The 25,661-nt window shown below is 41.1% G+C and carries 22 protein-coding genes; 14 read left to right on the top strand and 8 right to left on the bottom strand.

The window, feature by feature from the left end:
- Positions 1–115 precede the first annotated feature (115 nt).
- The 6 genes from OQE68_RS26105 to OQE68_RS26080 all read right to left on the bottom strand — a co-directional run bounded on the left by OQE68_RS26105 (position 116) and on the right by OQE68_RS26080 (position 9,255).
- Entirely contained in the window at positions 116–2,320 is a 2,205-nt protein-coding gene (locus tag OQE68_RS26105; RefSeq protein ID WP_180568965.1) for a TOMM precursor leader peptide-binding protein, read from the bottom strand.
- 36 nt (positions 2,321–2,356) lie between these two features.
- Positions 2,357–3,214 (bottom strand): hypothetical protein, encoded by an 858-nt coding sequence (locus OQE68_RS26100; protein ID WP_180568966.1) that lies wholly within the window; start codon positions 3,212–3,214, stop codon positions 2,357–2,359.
- The gene (locus OQE68_RS26095) at positions 3,195–7,400 is read right to left on the bottom strand and encodes a TOMM system kinase/cyclase fusion protein (protein ID WP_180568967.1); all 4,206 of its coding nucleotides are present in this window, start codon (positions 7,398–7,400) and stop codon (positions 3,195–3,197) included. The genes OQE68_RS26100 and OQE68_RS26095 overlap by 20 nt, the downstream gene beginning before the upstream one ends.
- 116 nt (positions 7,401–7,516) lie before the next feature.
- A complete protein-coding gene (locus OQE68_RS26090) occupies positions 7,517–8,470 on the bottom strand; it encodes an FHA domain-containing protein (protein WP_180568968.1) in 954 nt (317 codons plus the stop codon).
- 142 nt (positions 8,471–8,612) lie between these two features.
- Positions 8,613–8,807: a hypothetical protein gene (locus OQE68_RS26085; RefSeq protein WP_180568969.1), complete on the bottom strand. Its 195-nt coding sequence runs from the start codon at positions 8,805–8,807 to the stop codon at positions 8,613–8,615.
- Between the two features lie 103 nt (positions 8,808–8,910).
- Positions 8,911–9,255 carry a chorismate mutase gene (locus OQE68_RS26080; protein ID WP_180568970.1) on the bottom strand — a complete coding sequence of 115 codons (345 nt, stop codon included), beginning with the start codon at positions 9,253–9,255 and terminating at the stop codon, positions 8,911–8,913.
- 379 nt (positions 9,256–9,634) lie between these two features.
- Between OQE68_RS26080 and OQE68_RS26075 the strand changes: the two genes are divergently transcribed.
- Positions 9,635–10,318: a GGDEF domain-containing protein gene (locus OQE68_RS26075; RefSeq protein ID WP_180568971.1), complete on the top strand. Its 684-nt coding sequence runs from the start codon at positions 9,635–9,637 to the stop codon at positions 10,316–10,318.
- Between the two features lie 129 nt (positions 10,319–10,447).
- On the opposite strand, the gene OQE68_RS26070 is transcribed toward OQE68_RS26075, so the two are convergent.
- Both OQE68_RS26070 and OQE68_RS26065 read right to left on the bottom strand, forming a co-directional pair.
- The gene (locus OQE68_RS26070; RefSeq protein ID WP_180568972.1) at positions 10,448–11,128 is read right to left on the bottom strand and encodes a PEP-CTERM sorting domain-containing protein; all 681 of its coding nucleotides are present in this window, start codon (positions 11,126–11,128) and stop codon (positions 10,448–10,450) included.
- A gap of 534 nt (positions 11,129–11,662) precedes the next feature.
- Entirely contained in the window at positions 11,663–12,700 is a 1,038-nt protein-coding gene (locus OQE68_RS26065; protein WP_180568973.1) for a LysM peptidoglycan-binding domain-containing protein, read from the bottom strand.
- Positions 12,701–12,915: 215 nt separating this feature from the next.
- On the opposite strand from OQE68_RS26065, the gene OQE68_RS26060 reads away from it, so the two are divergent.
- The 13 genes from OQE68_RS26060 (at position 12,916) to OQE68_RS26000 (ending at position 25,655) form a co-directional block, all read left to right on the top strand.
- Complete coding sequence (locus OQE68_RS26060) at positions 12,916–13,404, top strand: hydrogenase maturation protease (RefSeq protein WP_180568974.1); 489 nt, start codon at positions 12,916–12,918, stop codon at positions 13,402–13,404.
- Entirely contained in the window at positions 13,401–15,818 is a 2,418-nt protein-coding gene (gene hypF, locus OQE68_RS26055) for a carbamoyltransferase HypF (RefSeq protein ID WP_180568975.1), read from the top strand. Before OQE68_RS26060 ends, hypF begins: the two co-directional genes overlap by 4 nt.
- 62 nt (positions 15,819–15,880) lie before the next feature.
- Positions 15,881–16,309, top strand: a complete 429-nt coding sequence (locus tag OQE68_RS26050; protein WP_180568976.1) for a universal stress protein — start codon at positions 15,881–15,883, stop codon at positions 16,307–16,309.
- Between the two features lie 2 nt (positions 16,310–16,311).
- On the top strand, positions 16,312–17,673 hold the full coding sequence (locus OQE68_RS26045; RefSeq protein WP_180568977.1) for an MBL fold metallo-hydrolase RNA specificity domain-containing protein: 1,362 nt from the start codon (positions 16,312–16,314) through the stop codon (positions 17,671–17,673).
- An 18-nt stretch (positions 17,674–17,691) separates the two neighbouring features.
- Positions 17,692–17,940 carry a HypC/HybG/HupF family hydrogenase formation chaperone gene (locus OQE68_RS26040; protein WP_180568978.1) on the top strand — a complete coding sequence of 83 codons (249 nt, stop codon included), beginning with the start codon at positions 17,692–17,694 and terminating at the stop codon, positions 17,938–17,940.
- Positions 17,937–19,058, top strand: coding sequence for a hydrogenase formation protein HypD (hypD, locus tag OQE68_RS26035; RefSeq protein ID WP_255490888.1), 1,122 nt, complete (start codon positions 17,937–17,939; stop codon positions 19,056–19,058). The genes OQE68_RS26040 and hypD overlap by 4 nt, the downstream gene beginning before the upstream one ends.
- Before the next feature lie 392 nt (positions 19,059–19,450).
- Complete coding sequence (hypE, locus tag OQE68_RS26030; protein ID WP_255490889.1) at positions 19,451–20,491, top strand: hydrogenase expression/formation protein HypE; 1,041 nt, start codon at positions 19,451–19,453, stop codon at positions 20,489–20,491.
- 22 nt (positions 20,492–20,513) lie between these two features.
- The gene (locus tag OQE68_RS26025) at positions 20,514–20,840 is read left to right on the top strand and encodes a hydrogenase maturation nickel metallochaperone HypA/HybF (RefSeq protein ID WP_180568979.1); all 327 of its coding nucleotides are present in this window, start codon (positions 20,514–20,516) and stop codon (positions 20,838–20,840) included.
- A complete protein-coding gene (gene hypB / locus OQE68_RS26020; RefSeq protein WP_180568980.1) occupies positions 20,840–21,619 on the top strand; it encodes a hydrogenase nickel incorporation protein HypB in 780 nt (259 codons plus the stop codon). The genes OQE68_RS26025 and hypB overlap by 1 nt, the downstream gene beginning before the upstream one ends.
- Positions 21,612–22,715, top strand: a complete 1,104-nt coding sequence (locus OQE68_RS26015) for a 4Fe-4S dicluster domain-containing protein (RefSeq protein WP_180568981.1) — start codon at positions 21,612–21,614, stop codon at positions 22,713–22,715. Before hypB ends, OQE68_RS26015 begins: the two co-directional genes overlap by 8 nt.
- A complete protein-coding gene (locus tag OQE68_RS26010) occupies positions 22,705–23,544 on the top strand; it encodes an FAD/NAD(P)-binding protein (protein ID WP_255490890.1) in 840 nt (279 codons plus the stop codon). Before OQE68_RS26015 ends, OQE68_RS26010 begins: the two co-directional genes overlap by 11 nt.
- 3 nt (positions 23,545–23,547) lie before the next feature.
- Positions 23,548–24,357 carry an NADH-quinone oxidoreductase subunit B family protein gene (locus tag OQE68_RS26005; RefSeq protein WP_180568982.1) on the top strand — a complete coding sequence of 270 codons (810 nt, stop codon included), beginning with the start codon at positions 23,548–23,550 and terminating at the stop codon, positions 24,355–24,357.
- Entirely contained in the window at positions 24,357–25,655 is a 1,299-nt protein-coding gene (locus OQE68_RS26000) for a Ni/Fe hydrogenase subunit alpha (RefSeq protein WP_180568983.1), read from the top strand. Before OQE68_RS26005 ends, OQE68_RS26000 begins: the two co-directional genes overlap by 1 nt.
- The last annotated feature ends 6 nt before the right edge of the window (positions 25,656–25,661 follow it).

Here is a 25,661-nt window from a genome sequence, read left to right as displayed (position 1 = left end):
TTGTTTAGGTGAGCTAGTATGCCATGTTGTGTAGGAATAGCTAGGGACAGTTCATTATAGCCCCAGAAGAAAGTGAAGTGGGGCATGACCAAATATTTTCCTTAATAAAATAAAGCTAGATGACAATACTATATGGGTTTAGCTCATCTTCATTGTAAGCACTATCAAGCCATCCCATTTTAACTGGGACAGTATATAACCTGCCTGGTCCAGTTCTTCGCCAAAAATGCCTTAAGCCTGGTGCAATCGTTTTCACAACCGGCATACCAATATCAGGTTGAGTTAAATCTAACATGAATAAATCAATCTCAGCTTTTGCAAAGTGGTCAGTTATTTTGTTAACAGCTGATGAAATAGTTGTAGGGTGATCATCAGGGTAGTGGTTGAGAGGATTTATTTTATTAGAATTACTAGGGAGTAAATAAGGGTGATCATCAATACTTTGTAAGGTTAACCAGTCATTTAGTTGGTGGTCCAATTGATCAAGCTTTTTATCCAGCAGTATAGGAAGTAGTTGGTTTAGCTCAATAATACTGCGCTCGACTGCAATTAAAGTATTTAAATGACAACCAAAGCCATATATGATTTCTTTGTTATTGGATAGGTTGTATGAAACAGCAACAAAAGCTGGTATACCTAAGTCAGTGGTAATATCGAGGACAAATAAGCTTCGCTCTTTTGATCGATAAAAATCAAGAAGAGTTGCAATGTAATCATTGCCTATATTATGTAAGTCAACTTCTGGTCTGAGTATTTTATTATACCACCAGATTGCAGCAGCATCACGTTCGATGAGTTCTAGTGAGCCTTGTAAGATAGCCTCAGCATAGGTATTTCCGGCAGCACAGCCGTTAGAATCTGGATAGGCGATCAATGCTGATTCATCTTCATGTGGATATTGAGCATAACAGTAGGCAGAGGGTAAGTATTTTATTTCTTTGTTGATTAGAGAGTAAACTGAAGCCCAATCAAGCTGCTGATGAGAGTCAAATTTTATAGGAACTAATGAGTAAAATGATGAGCATTGTTGGTTAATCGATTCTCTGTTTGCAAACTGCTGTTCACTAAAATTCATACAGCTATTGGGATGTATAGCGATATTGCCTAGTTCAACCAAACTGGCAACCTTACAAGGCTGTTGTTCATGGTACATCATTGAATAACGCTCTATAGCTTCGCATAATGCACCAGCTTTGGCTTGTTGAGTACTTTTTCCTTTTCCACCACTACAGGATCGAAGATGATTATTTAACCAAAATAAGTTTTTACTTTGTAAGGCTAAGTTGCGTCCTGATGAATAGTTAAAAAGAGGAGCAGTATTTGCGTTGCTATAATGTCTAAGGGCTGGAATAATACCTGTGATTGGGTCAATTAAATATTGATACTTGTTGTATGTCAATTCTGGAGAAGTGCTACGATAACCTCCGGAACAGTCGCTAATTGTGCTTTCATTATTTATTTGTAGATTGCTATAGTCAATCTTATAAGGCATTCCACATTCTGGGCATTGAGGACGTTTATAAGCATTATGACTCTCTAGTTTTCCTTCTACCAGGTTAAGGCACAATATTGATGATAAATGACTACCATCTTTTAAGTCTATTTCTGCTAGTACTTTTTTAAGTTGTCTGACAGCTATAGTTAATGACTCTTCTGTTGCTAAAGGTTTAGCTCGTTTTATAACCTTACTTGCATTATCAACTAAGTAAGCAAAAGGTTGGTGCATTTTTAGTCGATAAGCAAGGCATTGCCAGCATAGGGTATTATTACCTGGTACAAATAATGGACCTATCCTGACCTGGTTTCCAAAGGGTTTAAATAACAACCAAGGCGATTGATTTTTCAATTGGGTTTGGTTGATTTGAACCAGCTTTGGGTCAAGGTAATCATTAACTACTACAATCGAAAAATCAGTATTATTAGAAAGCTTAAAACCATGTTGTATCAGTAAAGGGTGGATAGTGCAGTTTTTCTCAAGCTCAATTAGTTTCACCTTATCTTTGAGGCTGGTTGGTGTATGATTCACTAAAAAAGTTATATCAGTATGAATAGGAATATTATGCTCCCTATTTAAGGATATAACTAGGCTTGAAGATACAAGTTTATTAAATGCACGTAGTATGAGAGCGGGTGGGTGTATATTTGACAATCGACTTACAATTTCTTCGATATTAAAGCTTACGTTAGCAAATTCAGTAAGTATGTCACAGAAAATTTCTCTCTCTAATAGAAAACTATCTGACTCTGATAAAGCAATTAACTTGTTTGATGTTAGTTTAGCATAGAGGTAGCTAGTGTTGATTTTATATAAATTTGGCATAATCCTCTTTAAGGGGTAGCAGCCCCCACTTGTTCCCTAGGTAGTTGTTAAAACTATATCATTAGTCCCATCGAAATTAATTTCTGTTAGAATATCAAATGCAGGGCATGTATAGGGTAATACCAATAAAGCAGTATCTTTTTGAAACTCGTATTCATTTGCTTTGAATTTTACCTTTACTTTTGTTGCTCCTTGTTGAAGTTGATAAAAAACTTCATCAAATCTTTCCAAACAATTATTATCTATACAATCTTTTGTTTGCCCTGAAATAAAAATCTCATCTTTTTGGGTTAATTTTGTAACTATATCAATTTCTTCATAGCTCCAGTTAATTTGATTTGTTGAGTTGCCAATTTTTATTTTATAAAGCTTGTCAGATGATTTTTGCTTAATTTGAGCTTCAAAAATTGGCCACACAATATCTGGATTAAGTCTAATACGTACTTTTTCAGGTAGAGCCATTCCACACCCAGGCCATTTTTCTACATTTTCAATATAAAGCCCATCTTTAAACTGGTACTGTTTTAGTTTATCTAATTTAGATTCTAAATCCTTATCTTTTACTAGAATTACCCGATCTACTGGCATAGTTTCTTGGTGTTTATACTTATCTAGTATATTTTGTTTCTGGTTATATATATCAAAAATAGCAATCCCTGTTGTTAAAAAATACCTTGTATATTCGGTTGATTTTATCTGCCAAACTTTATTTTTTGCGTCATTTGGATCATCAATTAAGCTGTCTTCTGAGAAAAAGTTTGCTAATCTGCGAGACTCATTCAGCTTTACCATTAATGAAAACCATTGTCGAGAGATTTTAGAAATATCTATAAAGCCATTGTATGAGAATGTTTTTTTATGTGTAAAAAAATCACTAGATAGCATCTCTTTCATCTTTAAATCTCCTTAAAACTAAACTGTTTGCTTGAATAAAGTGGGCATTGTTATTTAGGTGTTTCTCATCATTCGTCCCTTTAAGCAATAGAATGATTTCTTTTAGTCGTAGATATAAACCTCTTCTATCGCTTGTTATCTCAGAGTATTTTAAATATTCATAAATTGCCATAAACTCTTGCCATATACTATGACGCTGCTGTGCTTCACTAATAGCTTTTTGAAAACAGTCCTCACTTTTTTTATTAAGGTAGCCTGCTTGACAATAATAAGCAATTGCAAGGTGGCGATAAAGAATAGATAAAATGCAAATATCGCCAAAACCTTGTGATCTTTTTAATGAACTTTCAAGTATATTAACTGCTTCATTAAACATTCTATGCTCTATGTAAGTTCTTGCCAATAATGGATCGTACCAATGTAAAAAGCCAACTTGACCGGATTCAATACAATCTTTAACTGTCTTTGCTGCCCGCTCATATTGATTTTGAGTCCAATCATAGTTCATATAAAAGTGATCAAGAATCCAGTTGTCTTGAAATTTTTTACCGTAACTTTTTATACCTTCTTCACACCACTGTCTCATACCTTCTCGATCATACATAATAAAATAATAAATAGTGCCCCAGGTGTAACCAGTGGCTATCGTTGATATATTATTGGTTTTAATCGCCTGTGCCAAACAGTTGTCTCGATACTGTAGGGCTTTTGTTATATTACCAGTAAGAGCCTCAATGGCCATGATATTTCCAGAAGAAAAGTGATAGGGATCAAATCCATATTCAATATTTAAGTTGATGTCTTTTTCATGATCATAGTTTTCTATTACCCATGCTAGAGTTTCTTTAGCTAATGAAAAGTCGCAATCAAAAAAGTAAGCCTGGCCTAAAGTCGTCCTAACAATCAACTCTTGTATTCTGTCTTTTTTTTGACGAGCTTTCTTCAGAAGCTCTTCACCTAGTTTTCTGGCTATTTTCCTATTACCTTGATAGTGATGATATATCAGCAGTACCCACTCTGCTTTATATTCCAGCTGACTTAATTCCTTATTAGATAAATTACTTTCATTTGAATCTTTGATATGGTTAATTAGCTGAATATTCTCTTCAGCAAGCTGTTTGATACCTTTTGCCCCCCAACCTTGAATCTTTGTTCTAACAGGTAAAAGTGCTGAGTTTAATTGGAGTTGCAACTCATTTGTTATTCTTTTTTCTACAGATTGATTAGAATTAATTAAGGCAATCCATTGATTGACTTGTTTACTACGTTGTTCAGCTTCTTGATCTAAAGATCTTTGTGACAAGTTACTGACATCTTTAATGCCATATTGACTTGCAAGAATGAAATCATTGGCTTTATGATAGTGATCAGCAACTACACCAGGGTTGTTTTTGATAAAACTCTCGAAATGACTAACCAGTGTATCTGCTACATACTTATGAAAACCTTCAAGCTTGTCAGAGGGGATGCTTTCATAAGCTGCATCCCTAACCAAAGCATGCTTAAAGATATAAGTATCATCACCAATTTTGCGTTGTAAATATACCAGGTCTGCTTCTATTAACTCATTCAGGTCTATTTGAACTTGCTCTTCACTGCGGCTAGAAGCTGATACTAACAACTTATAATTAAACTCACGGCCAATGGTCGCAGCTAATTGAGCGGTTTCCTTGCCATAAACTAAACTATCCAGTTTTTGTTGGAGAGACTCCCTTAAGCTGGAAGGGACTTCATTGATTTTATCAGGACTACTAAAGTCAATAATGCCATTTAAATACTGGACTAATTGCTTTTGCTTAAGCATATTGACCATTTCTTCGATAAATAAGGGGATCCCATCAGTTCGAGTGGCAACAATATCCAACACTTGATCAGAAACATTTTGATGTTCAAAGCGGCTAATAATAAACTCGGCAGTATTATTATAATCTAGCTTTGATAACTCAACGATTGTAAAGGGATGTGCTGATAGGTGCTGGGGTATTACTTCACGTGAGGTGCTGACAAAAATTGCCTGATTTTTAGCAAACGCTTCACTAGCTAGCCAATAAGCAATAAACTCTAAGGTAGTTGGGTCTGCCCAGTGAATATCTTCGAAAATATACAAGTTATGTTGGTTGGAAGTTAAATTACTTTGCTGATTAAGTAGGCAGCTTAACGTGATAAATAAGATTTGTTTCTGGGAATCTGGTGAAAAAGCAACATCCGATAAATAATCTGGTAATGGTAAGCCTAACCAAGAATAAAGTATTGGAATAGATTGTTTTTCGTCTAATTGACCAGAGTTATTAACTTGACTTTTTAGTACTTGAATTGCTTTTTCAGGTGATATTGAATCCAAAGCATACTGATATTTTAATAGGTTAAGTACTGGATATAGTGCATTATTTTTATGTTCTGGTAAACATTGGGCAATATAGTGGTTAAAGCTTGTAGCTTTCCTTCGAAATTCAAAGATAAGTCGGGATTTGCCAATTCCTGCTTCACCCCACACATGTGCAAATTGGGTATGATTCTGATCAGTGGAGTTTTTTATTTGATTGTTATTTAACAACTTAATAAGTTGATTTAGCTCATGCTGACGGGCAATAAAGTTTTGATTGGAGTGATTGGCTCGTAAAAAGCCAAAGGCTTCAACGGCACGTTCAGCCTTTAAGCTGTATAAAAGCAACTCACGTTGCTGATAGCTAGTCACCTTAGCACTGGTTGGCTCGAATTCAATGTAACGCTCTAATTGATTTTTCGTGAACTCAGAGCAAAGTACTTGCATCGGCATAGCAAGGCGGGCTAGCTCCATGGCGAGATTGGGTGTTTCACCTTCTGGTGTAGCATCTGAATAGATAGTGACAGCACCCGTATGAATACCTATTTTAGGGTGTATTTCAACCCCTTGGGTTTTCTTTAATAAGGCATTGGTTTTGGTTAAATTACTGAAAATTTCTAATGCCGTACGGGCAGATAATCGGCAATCATTTTCACTGACTTTAGGGTAACCAAAATAAAACAGTAGGGTGTCACCAAGGGTACCCACATGATAAGCACCAAAGCGTATGGCAGTATCAATACACTGTGCTTTCTGATCACGGTGCAGCGTATCCAGTATTTCGGTGTTAGCTGTTACATCAACCACAGACTTAATCTGTAACGTCAGACATAAAACAGTCAGCTGTTTAACTTCAGTTAGGCTGGTATGATAAAACTGGGTATCATTAACTATTGTTTTGTTGTATTGAGCAGTGACAGCTTGGGTAGTTGTTGGCGGAATCATTGAGGCGTTTTCTTCACTTAAGTCGCCTACAATCGTTGCTAAGTTAATTTGGGTAAATTCATGATACAGTTCAGCGGCATTGGCAGCCCGTTCATTCGCTTTTTTATTCAAGACCCGTCTCAGCAAAACTGTGACAGGATGGCCTGCAATGGCTGGTGGTATTGGAATATTGGAATGACTTAATTGTTTGTGAAAAATAGAGGCTAGGTTTGAGCCTGATACGGCTGGTTTACCCGTTAAGCACTCTAGAAAAACTAATCCCCATACATAAATATCCGTTTGTGGGGTAGGGGGTTCTCCGCGTAATTGTTCTGGCGCACTGTAGGAGGGAGTACCCAGGGTTTCTTGAGTTAAAGTAATGGTTTTATAATCAAGCTGTCGTGCTTCATTCACTAAAGAGCCAATACCAAAATCTAATATTTTAACGTGGGTGGTTGCCCCTACCTGGCTGAGCATAATATTGGCTGGCTTAATATCTCGGTGAACAACGCCTTGTTTATGGGCGTGGGCTAGGGCATCTAAAACCTGTGCCATAGTTTGCGCTGCTTCTGCAGGTAATAATGGGCCTGACCGTGCTAAACGTTCTTTGAGGGATAGACCTTCCACATATTCAAATACAGCATACAGCAGGTCACTCTCTTCTTGTCCTTTATCTAAAAGCCGGACAATATGAGGGTGATGTAAGCGGCTGCATAAAAGAGTTTCACGCGCAAATCGCTCGATATAGCGTCTTTTTTTATCAGCATTAAATGCTGGATTGAGGGTTAAAAACTTGATGGCAACCAGTTGCCCAGTGTTAGTTTGCTTGGCTTTATATACTTGGCCAAAGCCTCCTTCACCTATTTTTTCAATTAAACTGTACTTATCTGAAGGTAAGTGGATATTTTTGTTTAATAACAGTAGCTCTGGCGATTCCATTGCCTACATTTCCTAACCATTTTCCCTAAGGAATGCTATACAACAGATGAGGTTATGGAATGTAAGGTTAGATCATAATTGTATAGTTGTATGCATAACAACCTGAATTAACAAGACTAACCGACAACAGTGAGATTGTCTGTGGACGCCATAGTACCACCCTGAATATCAATATCTTCATAGCCAAAGCGAACTTCCCGTCGTCTTCGTTCTATTACTTGAGGAAAAGACGTTGTCTTCGGCAATAATGCACTGATTAGCTGCTTTCTAAAGCGATAAATTTGGATATTAATATGATTTTCACTGAGTTTAAGTATATCGCTGAGCAGTTCTTTATCTATCCAGCCTTGTTCTGTAGCCTGCAGTCCCGCTACTTTATCTTCCTGCCGTTTGCGGGCCAACAAAAGTAATAAATAATGGTGGGTTCTTTGTCCTAAGTCGATTTCCTGATGTGTAAACTGAATTTTCAAGAAAACATGTTCTTCATTTTGGCTGACATTAAAAGTAAATCTTGGTGAAGTAGGCTGGTTTTCTACGACCATTTGGGTTTGTACACAAGGTGCTGCCTCAATAAACTGCCACACATTATCTGTCACCCCAACCTGGTCACCTGATTTGAGCAGTGTTGTACCTGACTGGCTTTCACATACCCAACTTCCTTGAGCAGTCATATAAATGACAACATCAGGGTTTTGTTCTGAGGGCAGGGCAACAATATCTTCCAGAATAATATCTGAAAGACTTGGACTTATTGCTTTTAGCATACTTTGTGGGGGGACAACATCCAGTAGTTGCCATTGATGTGTCGTATTGTTACCAAAAACGATTTGATCGCCAGTTTTCAAGCAAACTTTCCCTCCGGATTGCATTCTACTGTTGTTAATCAAGGTACCATTGGAACTGGAGTCTTGTAGCCACCAAAACTCACCATCCCATGTAATCACAGCATGCATGCGTGAAGCATCAGGATTGGGCAAAACGGTATGAGTTGACGTGGGATGGCGTCCAAAAATATGTTGGGACTGAAGGTTAACGATCTCTCCTGAATGCTGATCTAATATCCTTGCCATGACTAGCTCCAGCTAAACTTGATGCATGAATAAGCTTATACATAGAAAGTCTAGTACTGCTAGTGTTGTATTGATAGCTAGACAGACAGTCAGTCTCTGTTTTTTATAACTTTGATTATGAAAAGCAGTCAAGTGACTACTACTATTTGGTATTTGGCAAATGACTAGGTGTTGATATATTTATAGCCTCAGCCATGCTAGCTGTAATAACGGGTACTGCTTTACCAGTATATCCGCATGTTTGACAACCAATTATTGCGTAAATTTTCTTCTTAATCACTGACTGACACTTTGGACAAACAGCTTCTAGATATTGATCGATCAGTTCAGCATTCATGCCCCTGTCCTTGGGTGTTGATTGTATTATTTATTAGCTTAACCTGATTCGTTTGATATAGTACTACACCTTATTACAGCATTATTCTAAACGGCCCAACTATTTAGTGGGTGCTGTTACTAGTGATATCAACCCAATTTTTTCTTTTGAATACTAATACATTATCTTTATAGTTATCTTGCTGTGTATTGTAGGAATCACTGATAATACTTTTAAAAACACTTTCTACAAGGTCTCTTGGAATTCTTTTTTGATCACTTTGTTGATACAGTCGTTTGAATAATTCTACTTCATGATGAGTAGAAAAAACTGGCATATTAACTTTATTTTTAATTTTTCCAATTTGATGAGTGATTTTTCTTCTTTGTTCAATAATTTCTAGCAGCATAGAATCTAACTCATCCACTGTGTCCTGTAACTCTGCTAGTTGCCATCTATAGTCTTTCATAGTAATCACCTTGTACTCTTAACCATAGTTTTTTTAACTTTTCTCACCTAAACATGAATTTTGGTAAATAAAAACTTAGTTGAGATGATCAATATAAGTCTGTATTTTTGTTTGTTATCCTGCCTTTCTATCATAATTTCTATTCACCACATACTCAATTACACTAAATTACGCCTTACTTTTTTACTATAGGGGGATGCCAACATTTCAGCCGCTGGCTGGAAAAGACGCTTGTTGCTGTTCTAACCATTACAGAATGACAGCTATATCTTATACTTTGGTATATCAATACGGTTAAAGTTGTGAGTAGGATAAGGTGGATGTCAAGTTAATAAGTTACAAACAGATTATAAGATCAGTACAGGGTTTGTTTCTTGCCTTGGCACCCCCCGCTGGCTGGCTATTGATTCGATGGTTACAAGGGCAAAATGTATGGTTTGAGGTTTATCAGAACATTGGTTTGTACCTTTATATGTTAATTGGCTCAATGGTCGTATTTGGTTGTATTGGCTGGTACGTTGGGTATAACGAAACGGTTGTTGGGCAACTATCTGTAAAAGACCCTACTACCGGGTTATTTAATATCCGTCACTTTCGTAGCCGCTTAGTTGAAGAGGTCTCAACAGCAAAGCGCCATAAAATCTCATTTGCCTTAATTATGTTGGATATTGATAGTTTTAAACTCATAAACCAACAGTATGGCCATACGATAGGTGATGAATTTCTAGTCGCTATCGCTGAAACAATTACCAAAACATTGCGAAGTAATGAAGTGATTGCCAGGATAGGCGGGGAAGAGTTTGCAATAATACTACCTTATTGTTCTGTAGAAGGAGCAAAAGAAATCGCCGAGCGGCTTAGGCAAGCGGTTAGCTTGATAAAACTACCTATAGATGAACATACTTTTATTAGTAGAACCATATCACTGGGTATTGCAGTGTATAATAAACTTGAGACTAGTGATTTACTTTATCTAAGGGCTGAGAGGGCGCTATTGGCGGCGAAACAACAAGGGGAGGGTAAAATAGTGTTGGACGAACAAGATGACATGTATAATGCGTAAGGTTATTTGGACTGTCTGATTAGAATCTCAAAACGGTAGTAAATCGTATCAACGACCTACTACCAGAATATCCGAGATAAGTCATTCTCAGTACAAGTTTACATCCCTTGTGCGAGTTGTAAAAACCTCTTAATGAGTTTTTTTACGATTGAGCGTAAGTCCAGCAAGGCCTAATGCAAACGATAAAATAGAAATGGGCTCTGGTATAGGTGTAGGCTCCTCGTTAATAAAAAACTCATCCATGCCAAACCCTACTGCACTTGCCTCATAAGTAATAGAAAATGCAGAAATATTGTCGAATTCTGCACCTAAGAAAATTTCTGCATTAGGTCCATTAAAACCCCAGTCATCTGAAGGAAGCAACATGGAATAAGAAATATTGACTCCATCAGCAAGTGCATTTAAATAAACTTTCTCATTGCCACTGGCTGGTCCACCCCCATTACTCGTATTGCTGGTAATTTTAAAATAGTTTAAATCAAATGCACTACCATCAAGCATATTGACAAAAATGGATTCCATATCACCATAAGGACCTTCACTCCAGTGTCCATGGATGACATCATTTTCGATACCATAATAGTTGCCTATATTGTAACTAGAGGCAGTTCCTGAAGGACCAATAAAGTCAAACTTAACACCATCTTCTACATAATAATCAACTTCTTGATAGTTGGTTGATTTATCTGTGACAGCCGTCCCTCCATTAAAATGATGAACGGTGCCACCTGTAAAATCAATAAGTGATGCATGAGAAAGGCTAGTAATACTACAAAACGCAACACAAGCAGTCGCTTTAATTAAGTTCATTCAATATCTTCCCTGATTTTATGTTATTTTCACGAGAAGAAAGGCAAGATTCATACCTTAAAAATAAAAAAATCAATATAATTAATAAGTTAAAAACATTTTTTTGTTTTGTATGCGCTATTTGTAAAATAGTTAGACATGCTTAGAAATAGCGTATTTCCATCGTTTTTGACTGTAATGGTAGGTGGAGTCAAATAGACTGCATCTGCTGCTATTTTATCAGCATTTTATCTAATATATGAAGGTTTTTTGATTTTTTTACCGGTTTTTAGTGAATTAAATTTTTCAAGTAGGTCTCATGCTTTTAGTTTTCATTCATGATGTTTGATTATCGTTCAGACTGGGTTGCATAAAAAACTGACAGATTCATGAACTATTTTAAGATGAAAAATATTTATGTCTGCTCTGTATTTATGTCTGCTCTGTAAAGTGGCTATTCAAAAGGCAACCACTTTACATCAAAGTTATTGTAATATTTTTATATATAGCCAAAGCGAATGGCTTTTAGGGGCGACTGTCGAGCGATAATGAACTTTAGCCGCTTTTAGCCCAAACAAGATAGCCTTTTAAATTGACATTAACCTTTGAGAAGTACTGTACGGCACTTTGGTACATATCAGCCTTCACAATACTGACAACAATTTCTGGTTTTGCCTCAGCATATTGGCTCCACTGTACGCCTTGGCTTATAGCATAATCATTCTCTGTTTCATTACCTGTGGTATACAGCTGTGGGGAAAGTATATCAATATTGTTACTGTTAAAAAAACTCTGCATCAGTGTAGACGCATCTGAAATGCCATAGGGTGCGGAGTGACTAACGGTTACTAATACTGAAAGGTTGTTTTTTTTAGCTGCTTGAAACGACTGCTTAAACGATGTTTCTAACCCTGAATCGCCAACCTCAATATCATATACAATGCCATCATATTGGCTGAAGTCTGAATTATTGATTGCGCTGGTTACTTCACTCAAAGATGAATTTGTCCAGCTGCCATTATCATTTCCCCCGCCTAAACTGATGTATTTTTTGCCAGCAAGGTCATTATAAACATTGTTGCTGTCACTGAGCGCTTGTTGTGGATCAACCCAACCACTGAATGCTATGCCCAGATTAGCGTCGGCAGTAGGTGAGGTAGGTGACCAGGTCCAGTCATAATAGCCAACCGTTGATGCCACTGTTTTGGTGCTGGTTGGTTGCTGTGTGCTTGAAGTAGAAGCACCTGTGTTTGTCGCGGGAATATTAATGACTTGACCTACTTGAAGATCGGTAGGAGTAACCCCAGGATTGGCTTGTTCAATTGCTTTTGCTGTGATATTGGCTGTTTCAGCTAGCCGTTGAGAAATATTGTAATAAGTGTCACCGCTTAAAATAGTGTAGTGTAAAACAATGTTGTCACTTGTTGTTGCTGGTATGCTAATGACTTGCCCTGGTGTTAAATACTTAGGTGAAATACCTGGGTTCGCTTGCTCTATTTTTTTCCAGGATACACCTGCACACTCATTGAAACTTTTTGCTAAGAGCTTATAAGTGTTATTGGGTAAAATGGTATACTTCAATGCGATATTCATTTTCCATCTCCTTTGGATATTCAATCCAGCTGATGACTTTACAGCAACTGATTAGTATGCTGCTTGGGTTGGCTAAATAACCCATTAAAGATAGATGATATGCAGGACCTTGTCTCAGCTAAAAAACCTCTCTAATAATTGTTTACTTCTAAAGTGGGGTATTTATTAGAGGCGCCCTATAATGTTGATAATAAAATACAACAACGATAGTGATCTTGATTAACATACGTATCATTGGAGCAGGTAATCCACTGCATGGTGATGATGCTATTGGTTACCATGCAGTAACATTACTGAAACAGTTTCGTTGGCCAGATAGTGTTGAATTAGTTGATGGCAATACTGGTGGCTTAACACTCATACCGCAATTTCGTCACTGCAAAAAAGTAATTTTAATTGACTGTTTTAACAGTCCAAGTCAGGTTGGACAAGTTACTTATTTTTCTAGTGTTGAACTAAAGGCGGATCAAGGGGCTGATTTTTTACAAGCAGCCCAAAGTATTGAACATGGCGGGGGGATTAAAGAGTTATTGTCGTTAGTACCTTTATTAATTTATCCATTACCTGTCATTGATATAGTGGCGATAGGTGGTGCTAATTTTACTCCTTTTAGTGGCAAATTAAATGAGCAGGTTGAGCAAACGTTATCTGATGTCTGTCATCGGTTACATCAAAAAATCATAAAAGAGTTATCGCAGGGGTGAGCTGGAAAATTCAAAAGCGTGCTTCATTACGATTGGGTATTCTTTTATTGGTTAACGGCTGTGTTCAGGGCGTTGGGTTTCGTCCTTTTGTATACCAACTAGCCCAGAAAATGGGGCTATTGGGCAGTGTTAAAAACACCTGCTGTGGTGTTGAAATCAGGCTTTTTACCACAGTTGAAATCGCTGAGCATTTTTGTCACCGATTGAAAACGGAATGTCCTGCGTTAGCTTATATCGATCAGATTCACTGGCAATCTTGTATTTTCCAAGCAAAAACTGGCCGTTTTCAAATACTGGTCAGTGATAACGATGAAAAAGCAATCAGTAGAGTAACAAGCGCACAATGGCAAATAAGACAGGCTGTTGCTATTCCTGCCGATTTAGCACTTTGCCAAGCTTGCTTAGCTGAATTAACTGATTCTACCAACCGACGTTGTGGTTATCCCTTTATCAACTGTACCCAGTGTGGCCCGCGCTTTTCCATTCTTACAGCAATGCCTTACGACAGAAGCCGTACCACCATGACTAGCTTTCCTTTGTGTCAGCAATGCCAAGCAGAATATACAGACCCAACTAACCGGCGCTTTCATGCAGAACCAATTGCTTGTGCGAAATGTGGCCCTAGTCTTTGGCTAAAAGATAATAAAAATAATGTAATAACTGGCCAAGCAAAGGCGTTAATCAACCAGTGTTGTGAGTGGTTAGCCACAGGAAAAATACTGGCAATCAAGGGAGTCGGGGGCTTTCAACTAACCTGTGATGCGACCAATAGCAACGCTATTAATCGTTTAAGACAATGTAAACAGCGACCTGCTAAACCTTTAGCCATTATGATGTGCGACCTTAAGCAAGCGGCACAGTTCTTTAACCTGACTTTATTGGAGCAGCAGCAATTATCCAGTTATTCTGCACCTATTGTATTATTAGCCAAGAAGCATTTAGATCCCAAACAGCCTCTACTAGCAGATCAATTAGCACCTGACCAAGCATTTATTGGAGTAATGCTTGCGTCTTCTCCTTTACATTGGTTGCTACTTAAGCAGTTTAATCAACCTTTAGTCATGACATCCGGTAATGTAAGGGGGGCTCCCATTTGCACTGAAAATGATCAGGCAGAGAGTGCATTAATTGATTTAGCCGATGGTTGGTTGTTTCATAATAGAGATATAGCGCACCGCTGTGATGATTCAGTGATGAAAATCATTGCAGATAAACCTCGGTTAATCCGCCGAGCCAGGGGTTATGTACCTAACTCAATCAAGCTACCCAACAAGTTAAGTACTTATAATGACGTAGTGCTAGCATTAGGCGCAGACTTAAAAAATACCTTTTGCCTGACCACAGCAGGAAAAGCAGTACTGTCTACCCATAACGGCGACTTATCTCATCCTGATTGTTTTCACACATTACATGCAGATATTGCCAATTTGCAAACTTTGCTAGGGGTAAAACCCAAGGCAATTGCTGTTGATTTACATCCAGATTATTTTTCCAGCCGGTTAGGCATACAAATAGCAAAAACAATACAACTGCCGTTGATTAAAATACAACACCATCATGCTCATTTGGCAGCATGTCTGGCTGAAAATAAAGTAATGCCCCAGCAGCCAGTGTTAGGCATTATTTTAGATGGGCTTGGCTATGGTAATAATGGCACATTTTGGGGTGGGGAGTTGTTATTAGGAGATTATCATCAATATCGGCGAGTTGCCCACTTAAAGCCTTTTCCATTATTAGGCGGCGATAAAGCCAGCAGCCAGCCCTGGCGCAACTTGATTGCACTGTTGGCTCAAGCAGGCTATTGGCAAACGTTATCCAAGAGCAACTCAGCGCCTTCCGTATTCAAACAACTGAACACCGCTGAAACTCAATTGTTATTGCAAATGACAGATAAATTTCCCCAAACCAGCTCTGTCGGTCGGCTATTAGATGCAGTGGCTGCATTATTAGCAATCGCCCCTAAGCAACTGAGCTTTGAAGGGGAAGCAGCCATGAAGCTGGAAGCCTTGGCCTTGGCATATCATGCAGATATTACTGATTACTATCCGTTTACTGTCTGTCGTAATCAGGAATACTGGCTACTGGATACCACTACTATCTGGCCAGCAATGATTACAGAATTAAGCCAAGGTATCAGTCATTCTGAGTTGGCTGCTAAGTTTCAGCTAAGCTTGGTGAAAGGGCTAAAGGCGTTGGTGGTCAAATTATTGGAGCAAGATCAGCTGACATTTACAGAAGTGGTGCTAAGTGGTGGGGTATTTCAAAACCAACTGATCCTGAGTGAGCTAATAGCGGAGCTCAGCGCTTTAGGATTAATGGTTTATTCCCATAGCCAGGTACCCAGTAATGATGGTGGCATTGCTTTAGGACAAGCAGCTATAGCATTAGCAAAAATTGGAAAAACAAACCTGTAAAAGCGACTTCAATAAATAAAGAACTATTATGTAATATTAAAGGTTAATCAGAGGTACTCTGTATGAACTTACTACAAATCAACACAATTATTGTGCCTGTTGATTTCTCTGAAGAGTGCACAGATGCAGTGCAGTCAGCGTTAGAACTGGCAGAGTCTCCACAAAAAGTGACAGTAGTACATGTAAAATACCCTGTAAACTATGTTACGGCTGGTACGGCTTTTGTGCAATTGGATGAAGAAAGACACCAAAAAGAAGTAGAAGCTTATTTGCAACAATATATTCAAAAGCATAACTGGCAGGGAATTAACAGCGTTGTATTATCGGGAGACCCTGGTAGTGAAATTGCTGAGTATGCAAGAAAAATCAATGCAGGTTTAGTTGTTATCTCTTCTCATGGTTACCATGGTTTTAAAAGATTTATGCTAGGCTCAGTGGCTGAGCGGGTTATTAGATTTACTACTTGCCCTACTTTAGTATTGAAACGATAACAATGAAATTACAATTTTTAGGAGGCACTGGAACAGTAACAGGCTCAAAGTATCTAATTACTTACCAAGATAAGAAGATACTTGTCGATTGTGGGCTTTATCAGGGGGTTAAAAATGTCAGGTTACGTAACTGGCAGCAATTCCCTGTCAATCCTGCTGCTATAACAGCCATTATATTAACCCATGCCCATTTAGACCATAGTGGCTATATTCCCGCCTTAATTAAACATGGCTTCAGTGGCCCAATATATTGTACTAAAGCAACACTTGCGTTGTGTAATATTTTGCTACCAGACTCAGGCTTTCTCCAAGAAGAAGATGCCCGTTACGCCAATAAATATAAGTTTTCAAAACATCATCCTGCTTTACCTTTATATACAGAAGCAGAGGCTAGAGACTCTCTAAAGTTATTCGTTACAAAACACTACCATGAAACTTTCGAGCTAGTAACAGGCTTGCAGATTACCTTTAATCCTGTTGGACATATTTTGGGGTCTTCAGCACTGTTAATCAAAACGAAAAATTGCAAAATTCTATTTAGTGGGGATGTTGGCAGAAATAATGATATTATTATGCAAGCACCAGAGCCAATAAAAGAGCGGCCCGACTATGTAGTGGTAGAGTCCACTTATGGTGATCGTCGCCACGAAGAAACAGACCCTTATCAACTATTAGAAGTCGTCATTAATCAAACGGTTAAGCATGGTGGTATTATTCTTATACCAGCATTCGCGGTAGGGCGTACTCAAACAGTGTTGTATATTATTCACCAGCTAAAAGCTAAAAAAGCGATTCCAGATATTCCTGTTTATTTAAACAGCCCAATGGCGATCAGTGCTACCGAAGTATTCTGCCAGCATTATAAAGAGCATAAATTATCCAAAGAAGAGTGCCACCTTATTGATAAAGGTACTCATTTTATTCGTACTGCAGAAGAGTCTATTGCCTTAAATAACAAGAAATTTCCTGCCATTATTATTTCTGCAAGTGGGATGGCAAGCGGTGGTAGAGTATTACACCACTTAAAAACGTTAGTCTCTCATCAGAAAAATAGTGTTGTATTTGTTGGCTTTCAAGCACCTGGCACCCGAGGTGATGCGATGACCCACGGGGCAACCCAGATTAAAATTCATGGGCAATACTACCCGATAAAAGCCTCTGTTTATCATCTTGATAGTTTATCAGCCCATGGAGACTATTATGAAATTCTTCACTGGTTAAATCAGCTTACCCAACCGCCCAAAATGACCTTTGTCACCCATGGTGAGCCGGTTGCAGCAGATGCTATGCGATTACATATTCAAGATGACCTTGGGTGGCCAGTTCGAGTACCTGATTATTTAGAATGTGTCAGCTTAAAATAAAATGGATTATTACTGAGCATGTGCCTAGGCATACCTGCAAAAATTATTGCTATTACGGACTTGGCAAACAGCTTGGCGCTAGCGGAAACGGCTGGGGTGCAACGACAGGTAAGTGTGGCGATGTTGACGTTAAAGGGAAAAACGATTGAGTCGTTAGTGGGGGAGTGGGTATTACTTCATGTCGGTTTTGCCATGGCATTAATTAACCAAGAAGAAGCTGATCGAGCTTTGGATTTATTGGCGCAAATGGATCCTGATAGCCAATGATGATGCTTACGAGTGTCTTCCGTGACAGTAGCCAGGTAACCAAACAGGTTAAGCTGATTCAGACTGTCGCGGACCCACTGGCTGATAAATGGGGGCGCCCATTACAGATTATGGAGGTTTGCGGCGGACATACCCATGCTATTTTTAAATTTGGCTTAGATCAGTTAATTCCCAAATCTATCGAGTTTATTCATGGCCCCGGCTGCCCTGTTTGTGTATTACCCATTGAAGCCATTGATCAAGCAGTGACTATTGCTGAACAATCAGATGTGATTTTCACCAGCTTTGGTGACCCATTGCGGGTACCGGGTTCAAAGAAAAGTTTGTTGAAGGCCAAAGCGCAAGGTGCGGATATACAGGTGTTGTATTCTCCGTTAGATGCCATTGCCTTAGCGAAAAATAATCCAGATAAACAGGTGGTTTTTTTCGCCATTGGTTTTGATACCACCATGCCCAGTATTGCTTTTTCTTTGCTTACAGCCGCTCAGCAAGGCATTAATAATTTACGTTTTTTGTGTCATCACATCCGGCTAATGCCAACCCTAATGGCCTTATTAGCAGGGGAAAAAGTCCAGTTAGACGGCTTCGTTGGGCCTGGCCATGTCAGCATGGTTATTGGAGCTCATGCCTACCAGCCCATTGCGAAACGCTACCGAAAGCCACTGGTCATTGCCGGGTTTGAGCCAGTAGATTTTCTCCAGGCACTCTATCAACTCATTTTGCAATTAGCGCAGGGTCGTTGCGAAATCGAAAATGCTTATGCACGAGTAGTCACTGCTGAGGGAAATTTATCAGCGCAACAGGCTATTTCAACAGTGTTTGATGACGGTGTAGATAGTCAGTGGCGAGGACTAGGAGTGGTCCCTGGTTCTAGCGTCAAAATTAAAGAGTGTTATCAGGCGTTTGATGCTAGGCAACTGCTGAACAACACAGTCTTGTCTCAATCTTCTGTTGAAATAAAAGACCCTGGTTACTGTAATGCAGTGTTAATGGGAAAACTCAAGCCTGACCAGTGCCCTTTGTTTCGCAAGCAATGTACACCAGAGAATCCAAAGGGGGCGCTGATGGTGTCGGGAGAAGGGGCATGTGCAGCCTATTATTACTACAAAGGTACATAACAAAACTATTGCGCTTGCAAATACTGCGTTAAAAATCGACTCAAAGTGCTCATTTATTCAAATATAAACTCCGCCTTCTCGTCGATTTTTGCCTTGTCTTTGCTTCGCTCATAACGTTTTGTAAGCACCTCAAGTATCAGAGGAATACTGAGTTTTGTGTCTGATTTGGGATAGCAGGTTATTGGAGAATAAATATTGAGCAACAGGGTATTCTATCGCTGCGACATGGATGTCGCTTTAACTCTTGATGGGCCAAGGATGGCCCTTCAAGAGTGGCAGAAGAATAGTCTGTTATTCCATATCAGACACTAGACTTATTTTCAGCCCCTTTCGAGATAGTTTTCAAAGGGAGAAGGAGCTAAATTGGGTGCCTGATAAGGAGAACTTGGATTTTGGTTAAAACCGATTCCCCCATTATTACTCTGGCCCACGGTGCGGGTGGCAGAGCTATGCAGCAGTTGATTGATGAGATTTTCCTTAGTGTCTTTGATGACACTCCCTTGCAAAGTCAGCTCAAAGAAGATCAAGCGCAACTGCCGTTAGCTGAGTTCACAGCCCATGGGGATCGACTGGCGTTTACCACTGATAGCTTTGTGGTAACACCATTGATTTTCCCCTGCGGTGACATTGGCAAACTAGCGGTCTGTGGCACTGTTAATGACCTGGCTGTAGGGGGCGCTAAGCCTTTGTATCTCAGTGCTGGGTTTATTATCGAAGAAGGGATTGAGTTCAAACTGCTGGAATCCATTGTCAGCTCTATGGCCAAAACGGCTCAACAGGCTGGGGTGAGGATAGTCACTGGGGATACTAAGGTAGTCGAGCGGGGGATGGCCGATCAGCTGTTTATTAATACCTCCGGGGTGGGGGTTATACCCAGTAGAATTCAGGTAAAGGTTAGTGCTGCACAACCAGGAGACAAAATCCTGGTCAATGGTTTTATAGGCGATCATGGTGCCGCAGTGATGTTAGCCAGAGAAAACCTGGGGCTTTACAGTGACCTTCGCAGCGATTGCGCCCCGTTATCTTTATTGATTCACCCCCTATTAGCCCAATGCCCACAAATTCGCTGTATGCGTGATGCCACCCGTGGTGGCTTGGGCGTGGTACTGAATGAAATTGCCAAAGCCTCCCAAGTGACCATTGAGCTGTTTGAGCCTGAACTACCCATTCGTCCCCAAACCCAAGCTATCTGTGAAATTCTTGGCTTAGAGCCACTGTTTCTTGCCAATGAGGGAATGGCTGCCTTTGTAGTGCCAGCTCAGCAGGTGGAGCAAGCCCTCCAGCTCATGCAGTCCCATCCCTTGGGGCAACAAGCCAAAGTGGTTGGCCAAGTTACCGAGACTTCGCAGGGGATGGTTTATTTATCGACTGCCTATGGCGGAAAACGAATGTTGGAAACACCCTATGGCGTGCAGTTACCACGAATTTGTTAACTACTCTTAATCATCACAGGCTATGCACGAACTCTCCATTATTCAGGCACTACTCCAACAGGTCAGGCCCTATACCGATAAAAGCATCCGCAGAATCTGTATTGAGGTAGGTGGGCTGAGTTGCGTGGATCCTGACCGGTTGCAGTTCTGTTTTGAGATGGTGAAAGAAGAAGCCGCTTTAGCCAAAACTGACTTGGTTATCGACAACCCCGGTGGTCAGGCCAGGTGTAATAATTGTCAGAAATTGTTTGAACTAGTCAGGCTGGGCTTACCGTGCCCCTGTGGTAGTTATAACTATACTTTGATCTCAGGACAGCAATTAACTCTCACTGAAATCGAGTTCGCCTAATGTGTAATCACTGTGGATGCTCAAGCGAAAAAGCCCTGTTAACAGCGCCGGGCACGGATAGCCAACACCATCACCTGCATTTTGATGCTCATAGCCTTCAATTACAGCAATCTTTATTGGCAGGAAACGAAGCCATTGCTGAACAAAACCGGCAGTGGCTGGTTAACCAAAATATCACCTGTATTAATCTGATGGGGACGCCAGGCGCTGGCAAAACTCAATTACTAGAAGCTACCTTAGCTGATCTGGCTGAGGGATTACCTGAAGTTGCGGTGTTGGAAGGGGATCAGCAAACCCTCAATGATGCTAGGCGTATCCAAGCGATGGGAGGCAAGGCTCTGCAGATTAACACGGGTACTGGCTGTCATTTGGATGCGGAAATGATCAAAGCAGGGTTAGCAGCCCTGTCACCAGTAGCAGGAAGCCTGGTGTTTATTGAGAATGTCGGTAACTTGGTCTGCCCTGCGTTGTTTGACCTGGGTGAGCAGCGCCGAGTAGCGATGATGGCCGTCACTGATGGTGATGATAAGCCGGAAAAATACCCTCATCTGTTTAGCAGTTGTGAGTTGGTGATTATCAATAAAGCGGATTTACTGCCTTACCTGGAGTTTGACCTGACCAAAGTCAAACAAGCAATTAGCCAGTTAAATCCCCAGGCAGAAATTTTTTTACTATCAGCGAAAACTGGAGAGGGATTCGTTGACTGGGAACACTGGTTAACCACCAGCAAAGCCGTTTCCCAGGCCACAGCGTCAGCCACGCATCAGCCCCATGGATAAAGGCTTTTTACCACGGCAACAATTTCCAGAGCTGTATCAAGCGCTAAGAAAAGCGGGTTATGAGGTCATTGGGCCAACAGTCAAGGATGGTGCCATTGTCTTTTCGCCATTAGCGGGTTTTGAGCAACTGCCATTGGGCTGGCAGGAGCAAGTATCGCCAGGACGCTATCAACTGGAACAGACTGCCGGCCAGCGCTGTTTTTACTGGAACACAGGCCCTCAAGCACTTAAGCCTTGGCTGTTTAAGCCAGAACAGCACCTATGGCAGGCAGAACAAACCACAGAGGGTCTATGTTTTCGCCAAACGCCCGAGCAAGCTCAGCCAAGGGCATTTATTGGCCTGCGTGGTTGTGATCTGGCAGCGCTGAAAATTCATGATCAGCACTTTCTCAACGGGTTATTTCCTGACCCATATTATCAAACACAGCGACAGCAACTATTTATCATTGCTGTTAATTGCGCCCGCAGTGCCAGTACCTGTTTTTGTGTCTCCACCGGTGATGGGCCTGCCGCTACCTTTGGTTTTGATATTTTGCTGGATGAGTTGGAAACCGGCTTTTTAGTGGCGAGTGGCAGTGATCAAGGAGAGGTAATCGTTCAGCAGTTACCGCTGGCCAAAGCCAAAACAAAGCAGCTATCCGAGGCAAAACAACAGCTTCAAGCGGCCACCTACCAGCAGCGAACCATGCCCGATGAACAACAACTACTGAAACTGGTAAACAGGCTAGATCACCCACAATGGCAGGATGTAGCAGAGCGCTGCCTGGCTTGTGGCAATTGCACGCTGGTCTGTCCCACTTGTTTTTGCTCTAAGCAGGAGTCACACAGTGATGTTAAAGGGCAGCAGGCTGAGCAAGTGCGACTATGGGATTCCTGTTTCAGCGAGCAGCATAGTTACATTGTCGGTAAAGTTTTTCGCCCGGAAATCAGTCAGCGTTACCGCCAGTGGTTAACCCACAAGCTGGCTACTTGGCAACAGCAGTTTGAACGCAGTGGCTGCGTGGGCTGTGGTCGCTGTATTAGCTGGTGCCCAGTGGGGATTGATCTGGTAGAAGAAGCTCAGGCTTTGTTAAAGGATGAGGTCGATGATGACTGAATTCTTACCTAAAGGGCTGCAACTACCCATAGTGGCAACATTGGCAGATAAACAGCAGGAGTCACCGGGTATTTACACCTTGCACCTGGCACTGGAGACGAACTCATCGTTTGATTTTGCCTTTGGCCAGTTCAATATGCTGTATTTGTTTGGGCTAGGGGAAGTGCCTATCTCTATTATGGGCTGGCAGCAAGATTTGCTGCTGCACACTATCCGAGCCGTTGGTCGGGTTACCCAGCCACTGGTGGCGTTGGATATTGGTGCCCAACTAGGCTTGCGGGGACCATTTGGTCAGGGCTGGCCATTACACCAACTGGAAGGCCAGGACTTAGTGTTCATTACTGCTGGATTAGGCTGCGCACCAGTGGTTGCAGCAATCAATTATGCCGTTGAGAATCGTAGCAAGTATGGCAGGATCGTGATACTGCAAGGGGTGAAGCACCATAACGATTTGTTGTGGCAGCCCCAGTATGAACGCTGGCGTGACTTGGGTGATTGCCAGGTATTACTGGCAGCCAGTGAAGAGAAAAAACGCAAGTATCACTGGCGGTTAGGCATGGTGACCGAGTTATTAGCACTGGCGCAGTTTGACGCTAACTATTGTGCCGTGCTGATGTGTGGTCCTGAGATTATGATGCTGGCGGCCCTGAAACAATTAGCTAAACATCAGGTTCACGATAAATCAGTTTATTTGAGCCTGGAGCGGAATTTCCAGTGTGGTCATGGTTCTTGTGGTCATTGTCAGTTAGGGCCTTATTTCGTCTGTAAAGATGGTCCTGTGTTTCACTATCCACAGATTAAGTCTTGGTTTGGCCTGGCAGGAGTTTAGGGAATGAACCAGCAAGCGAACCCAACCAAGCTGACCGTGGCCCTTCATAAACTGACATCTTGTTCAGGCTGTCAGCTGGCTTTTCTTAATCAAGGGGCCACTTTGCTAGAACTAGTGGAGCTGGTTGAGTTTAAGCACTTTATCGAAGCAGGCCTGAACCACCCAGATGAAAAAGTGGACCTGGCATTTGTGGAAGGTAGTGTCTCCACTCCCGAAGATTTAAAGCGTGCCCAACAGATTCGTCAGAACAGCAAACTAGTGGTCAGTATCGGTGCCTGTGCTACCAGTGGTGGGGTGCAGGCATTACGGAATATGGCTGATGGCAATGCCTGGATGCAAGCGGTGTATACCCGCCCTGACTTTATCGCCACGTTAGGGACCTCAACCGGGGTGGCTGAGCATATTAAAGTGGATTTTGAGCTGTGGGGTTGCCCCATTACTGTCAGGCAAGTGAATCATTTTATTCGTCAGCTGTTATTTGGCGCTAAACCCCGGCCGGAGGCTGAAAAGCTTTGTATGGCATGTAAGCGCCACCAGCTAGTCTGTGTCATGGTCACCCAACAGGCTCCTTGTTTAGGGCCGGTGGTGCGCACAGGGTGTGGGGCGTTATGTCCGGCTTTTGGGCGAGCCTGTTATGGTTGTTTTGGCCCTTCAGAGCAGCCCAATTGCCATAGCCTGGCCAATCGATTTGCCGGGCTGGGTTTAGTCCCACGAGAAATTGCCCAGCGTTTTGCCTCAATCCACAGCCATAGCAACCCCTTTCGGGAAGAAAGCCACCATTGGCAGGCGATTGAGGTTAAGGAAATTGAGTAATGGCTAAGCAGCGTAAGATTGCTTTAAAAGTCCCTTTTGTCACCCGCCTAGAGGGGGAAGGGGCGTTAGAGCTATCCGCCAAAGGGGATACAATTGATAAGCTACACCTGAAAATTTTTGAGCCCCCCCGGTTATTTGAAAAGTTTCTGGAAGGTAAGTCCTATCAGGATGTGCCTGACCTGAATGCTCGCATCTGTGGGATTTGCCCGATGGCTTATCAGCTCACTTCCATTCAAGCCATTGAAGACTTATTTAATATTCAATTGCCTGATCATTTAATCCAGCTCAGACGACTAATGAATCTGGGAGAATGGATTCAAAGCCACTCCCTGCATATTCACTTTTTAGCTGTTCCTGATTTTTTAGGGTTTGAGAGCGCCTTAAGCATGGCTAAGCAGCATCCGCAGGTCTTGCAACGGGGCATGCAAATCCAGGAAACCGGCAATGCCTTGATGACTTTGTTAGGGGGCCGCTCAGTACACCCAGTGGGTTTACAGGTAGGGGGCTTTGGTCGGTTGCCTGAGCCGGCAAACTGGGATGCAGCCAGGCAACAAGTGGATCAAGCCTTACCAGCTGCAGTAGCGTTATTACGCTGGACAGCCAGCTTACCATTGCTGGACTACAGCCATGACTTTATTTGGGTCAGCTTAAAACATTCTGAGATTTATCCCATTAATGGCGGGGATATTACTACCAGTAATGGTTTAACGTTAAATTATTGGCAATATCCTGATCATTTTAAAGAACATCAGGTGCGGCATTCGACCGCCTTTTATTCATTGCTGGACGGTAAGGATTATTTAGTCGGTCCATTAGCCCGATTAAATAATAATGTTGCTATTTTGCCTGGTCCCATAAAAAAGCTAGTTAATGATATTGGTCTGGTGTTTCCCAACCAAAATATGTTTACCAGCATTCAGGCTCGGGCAGTAGAGATTCTTTTAGCGTTAACTGAAGCACAACAACTATTGGCTGAGCCCTGTCCAACAGGAGATGCCCATCTGCCAGTGACACCACAAGCTGGGGAATGTTGTTATTGTACAGAAGCCCCAAGAGGAATGATCTACCATCACTACCAGCTAGACGACGAGGGGCGAGTAATTAATTGTACAATTATCCCGCCCACTAGTCAGAACCAAGCCCGGATAGAGCAGGATTTAAAATATTCTGTCAAAAAATTTGGCTTACATAACAGTGATGACGCGCTGAAGTTTTTCTGTGAAAGAGTCATCCGCAATTATGATCCTTGTATTTCCTGCTCGACCCATTTTTTGGATTTTAATATCGTGCGTGGATAACGCTAA

The organism is Spartinivicinus marinus (genome assembly GCF_026309355.1).
GTDB classification, from domain to species: Bacteria; Pseudomonadota; Gammaproteobacteria; order Pseudomonadales; family Zooshikellaceae; genus Spartinivicinus; species Spartinivicinus marinus.
Note: the sequence above shows the minus strand (reverse complement) of the source record. Positions and strands in the feature narration are given on the sequence as shown.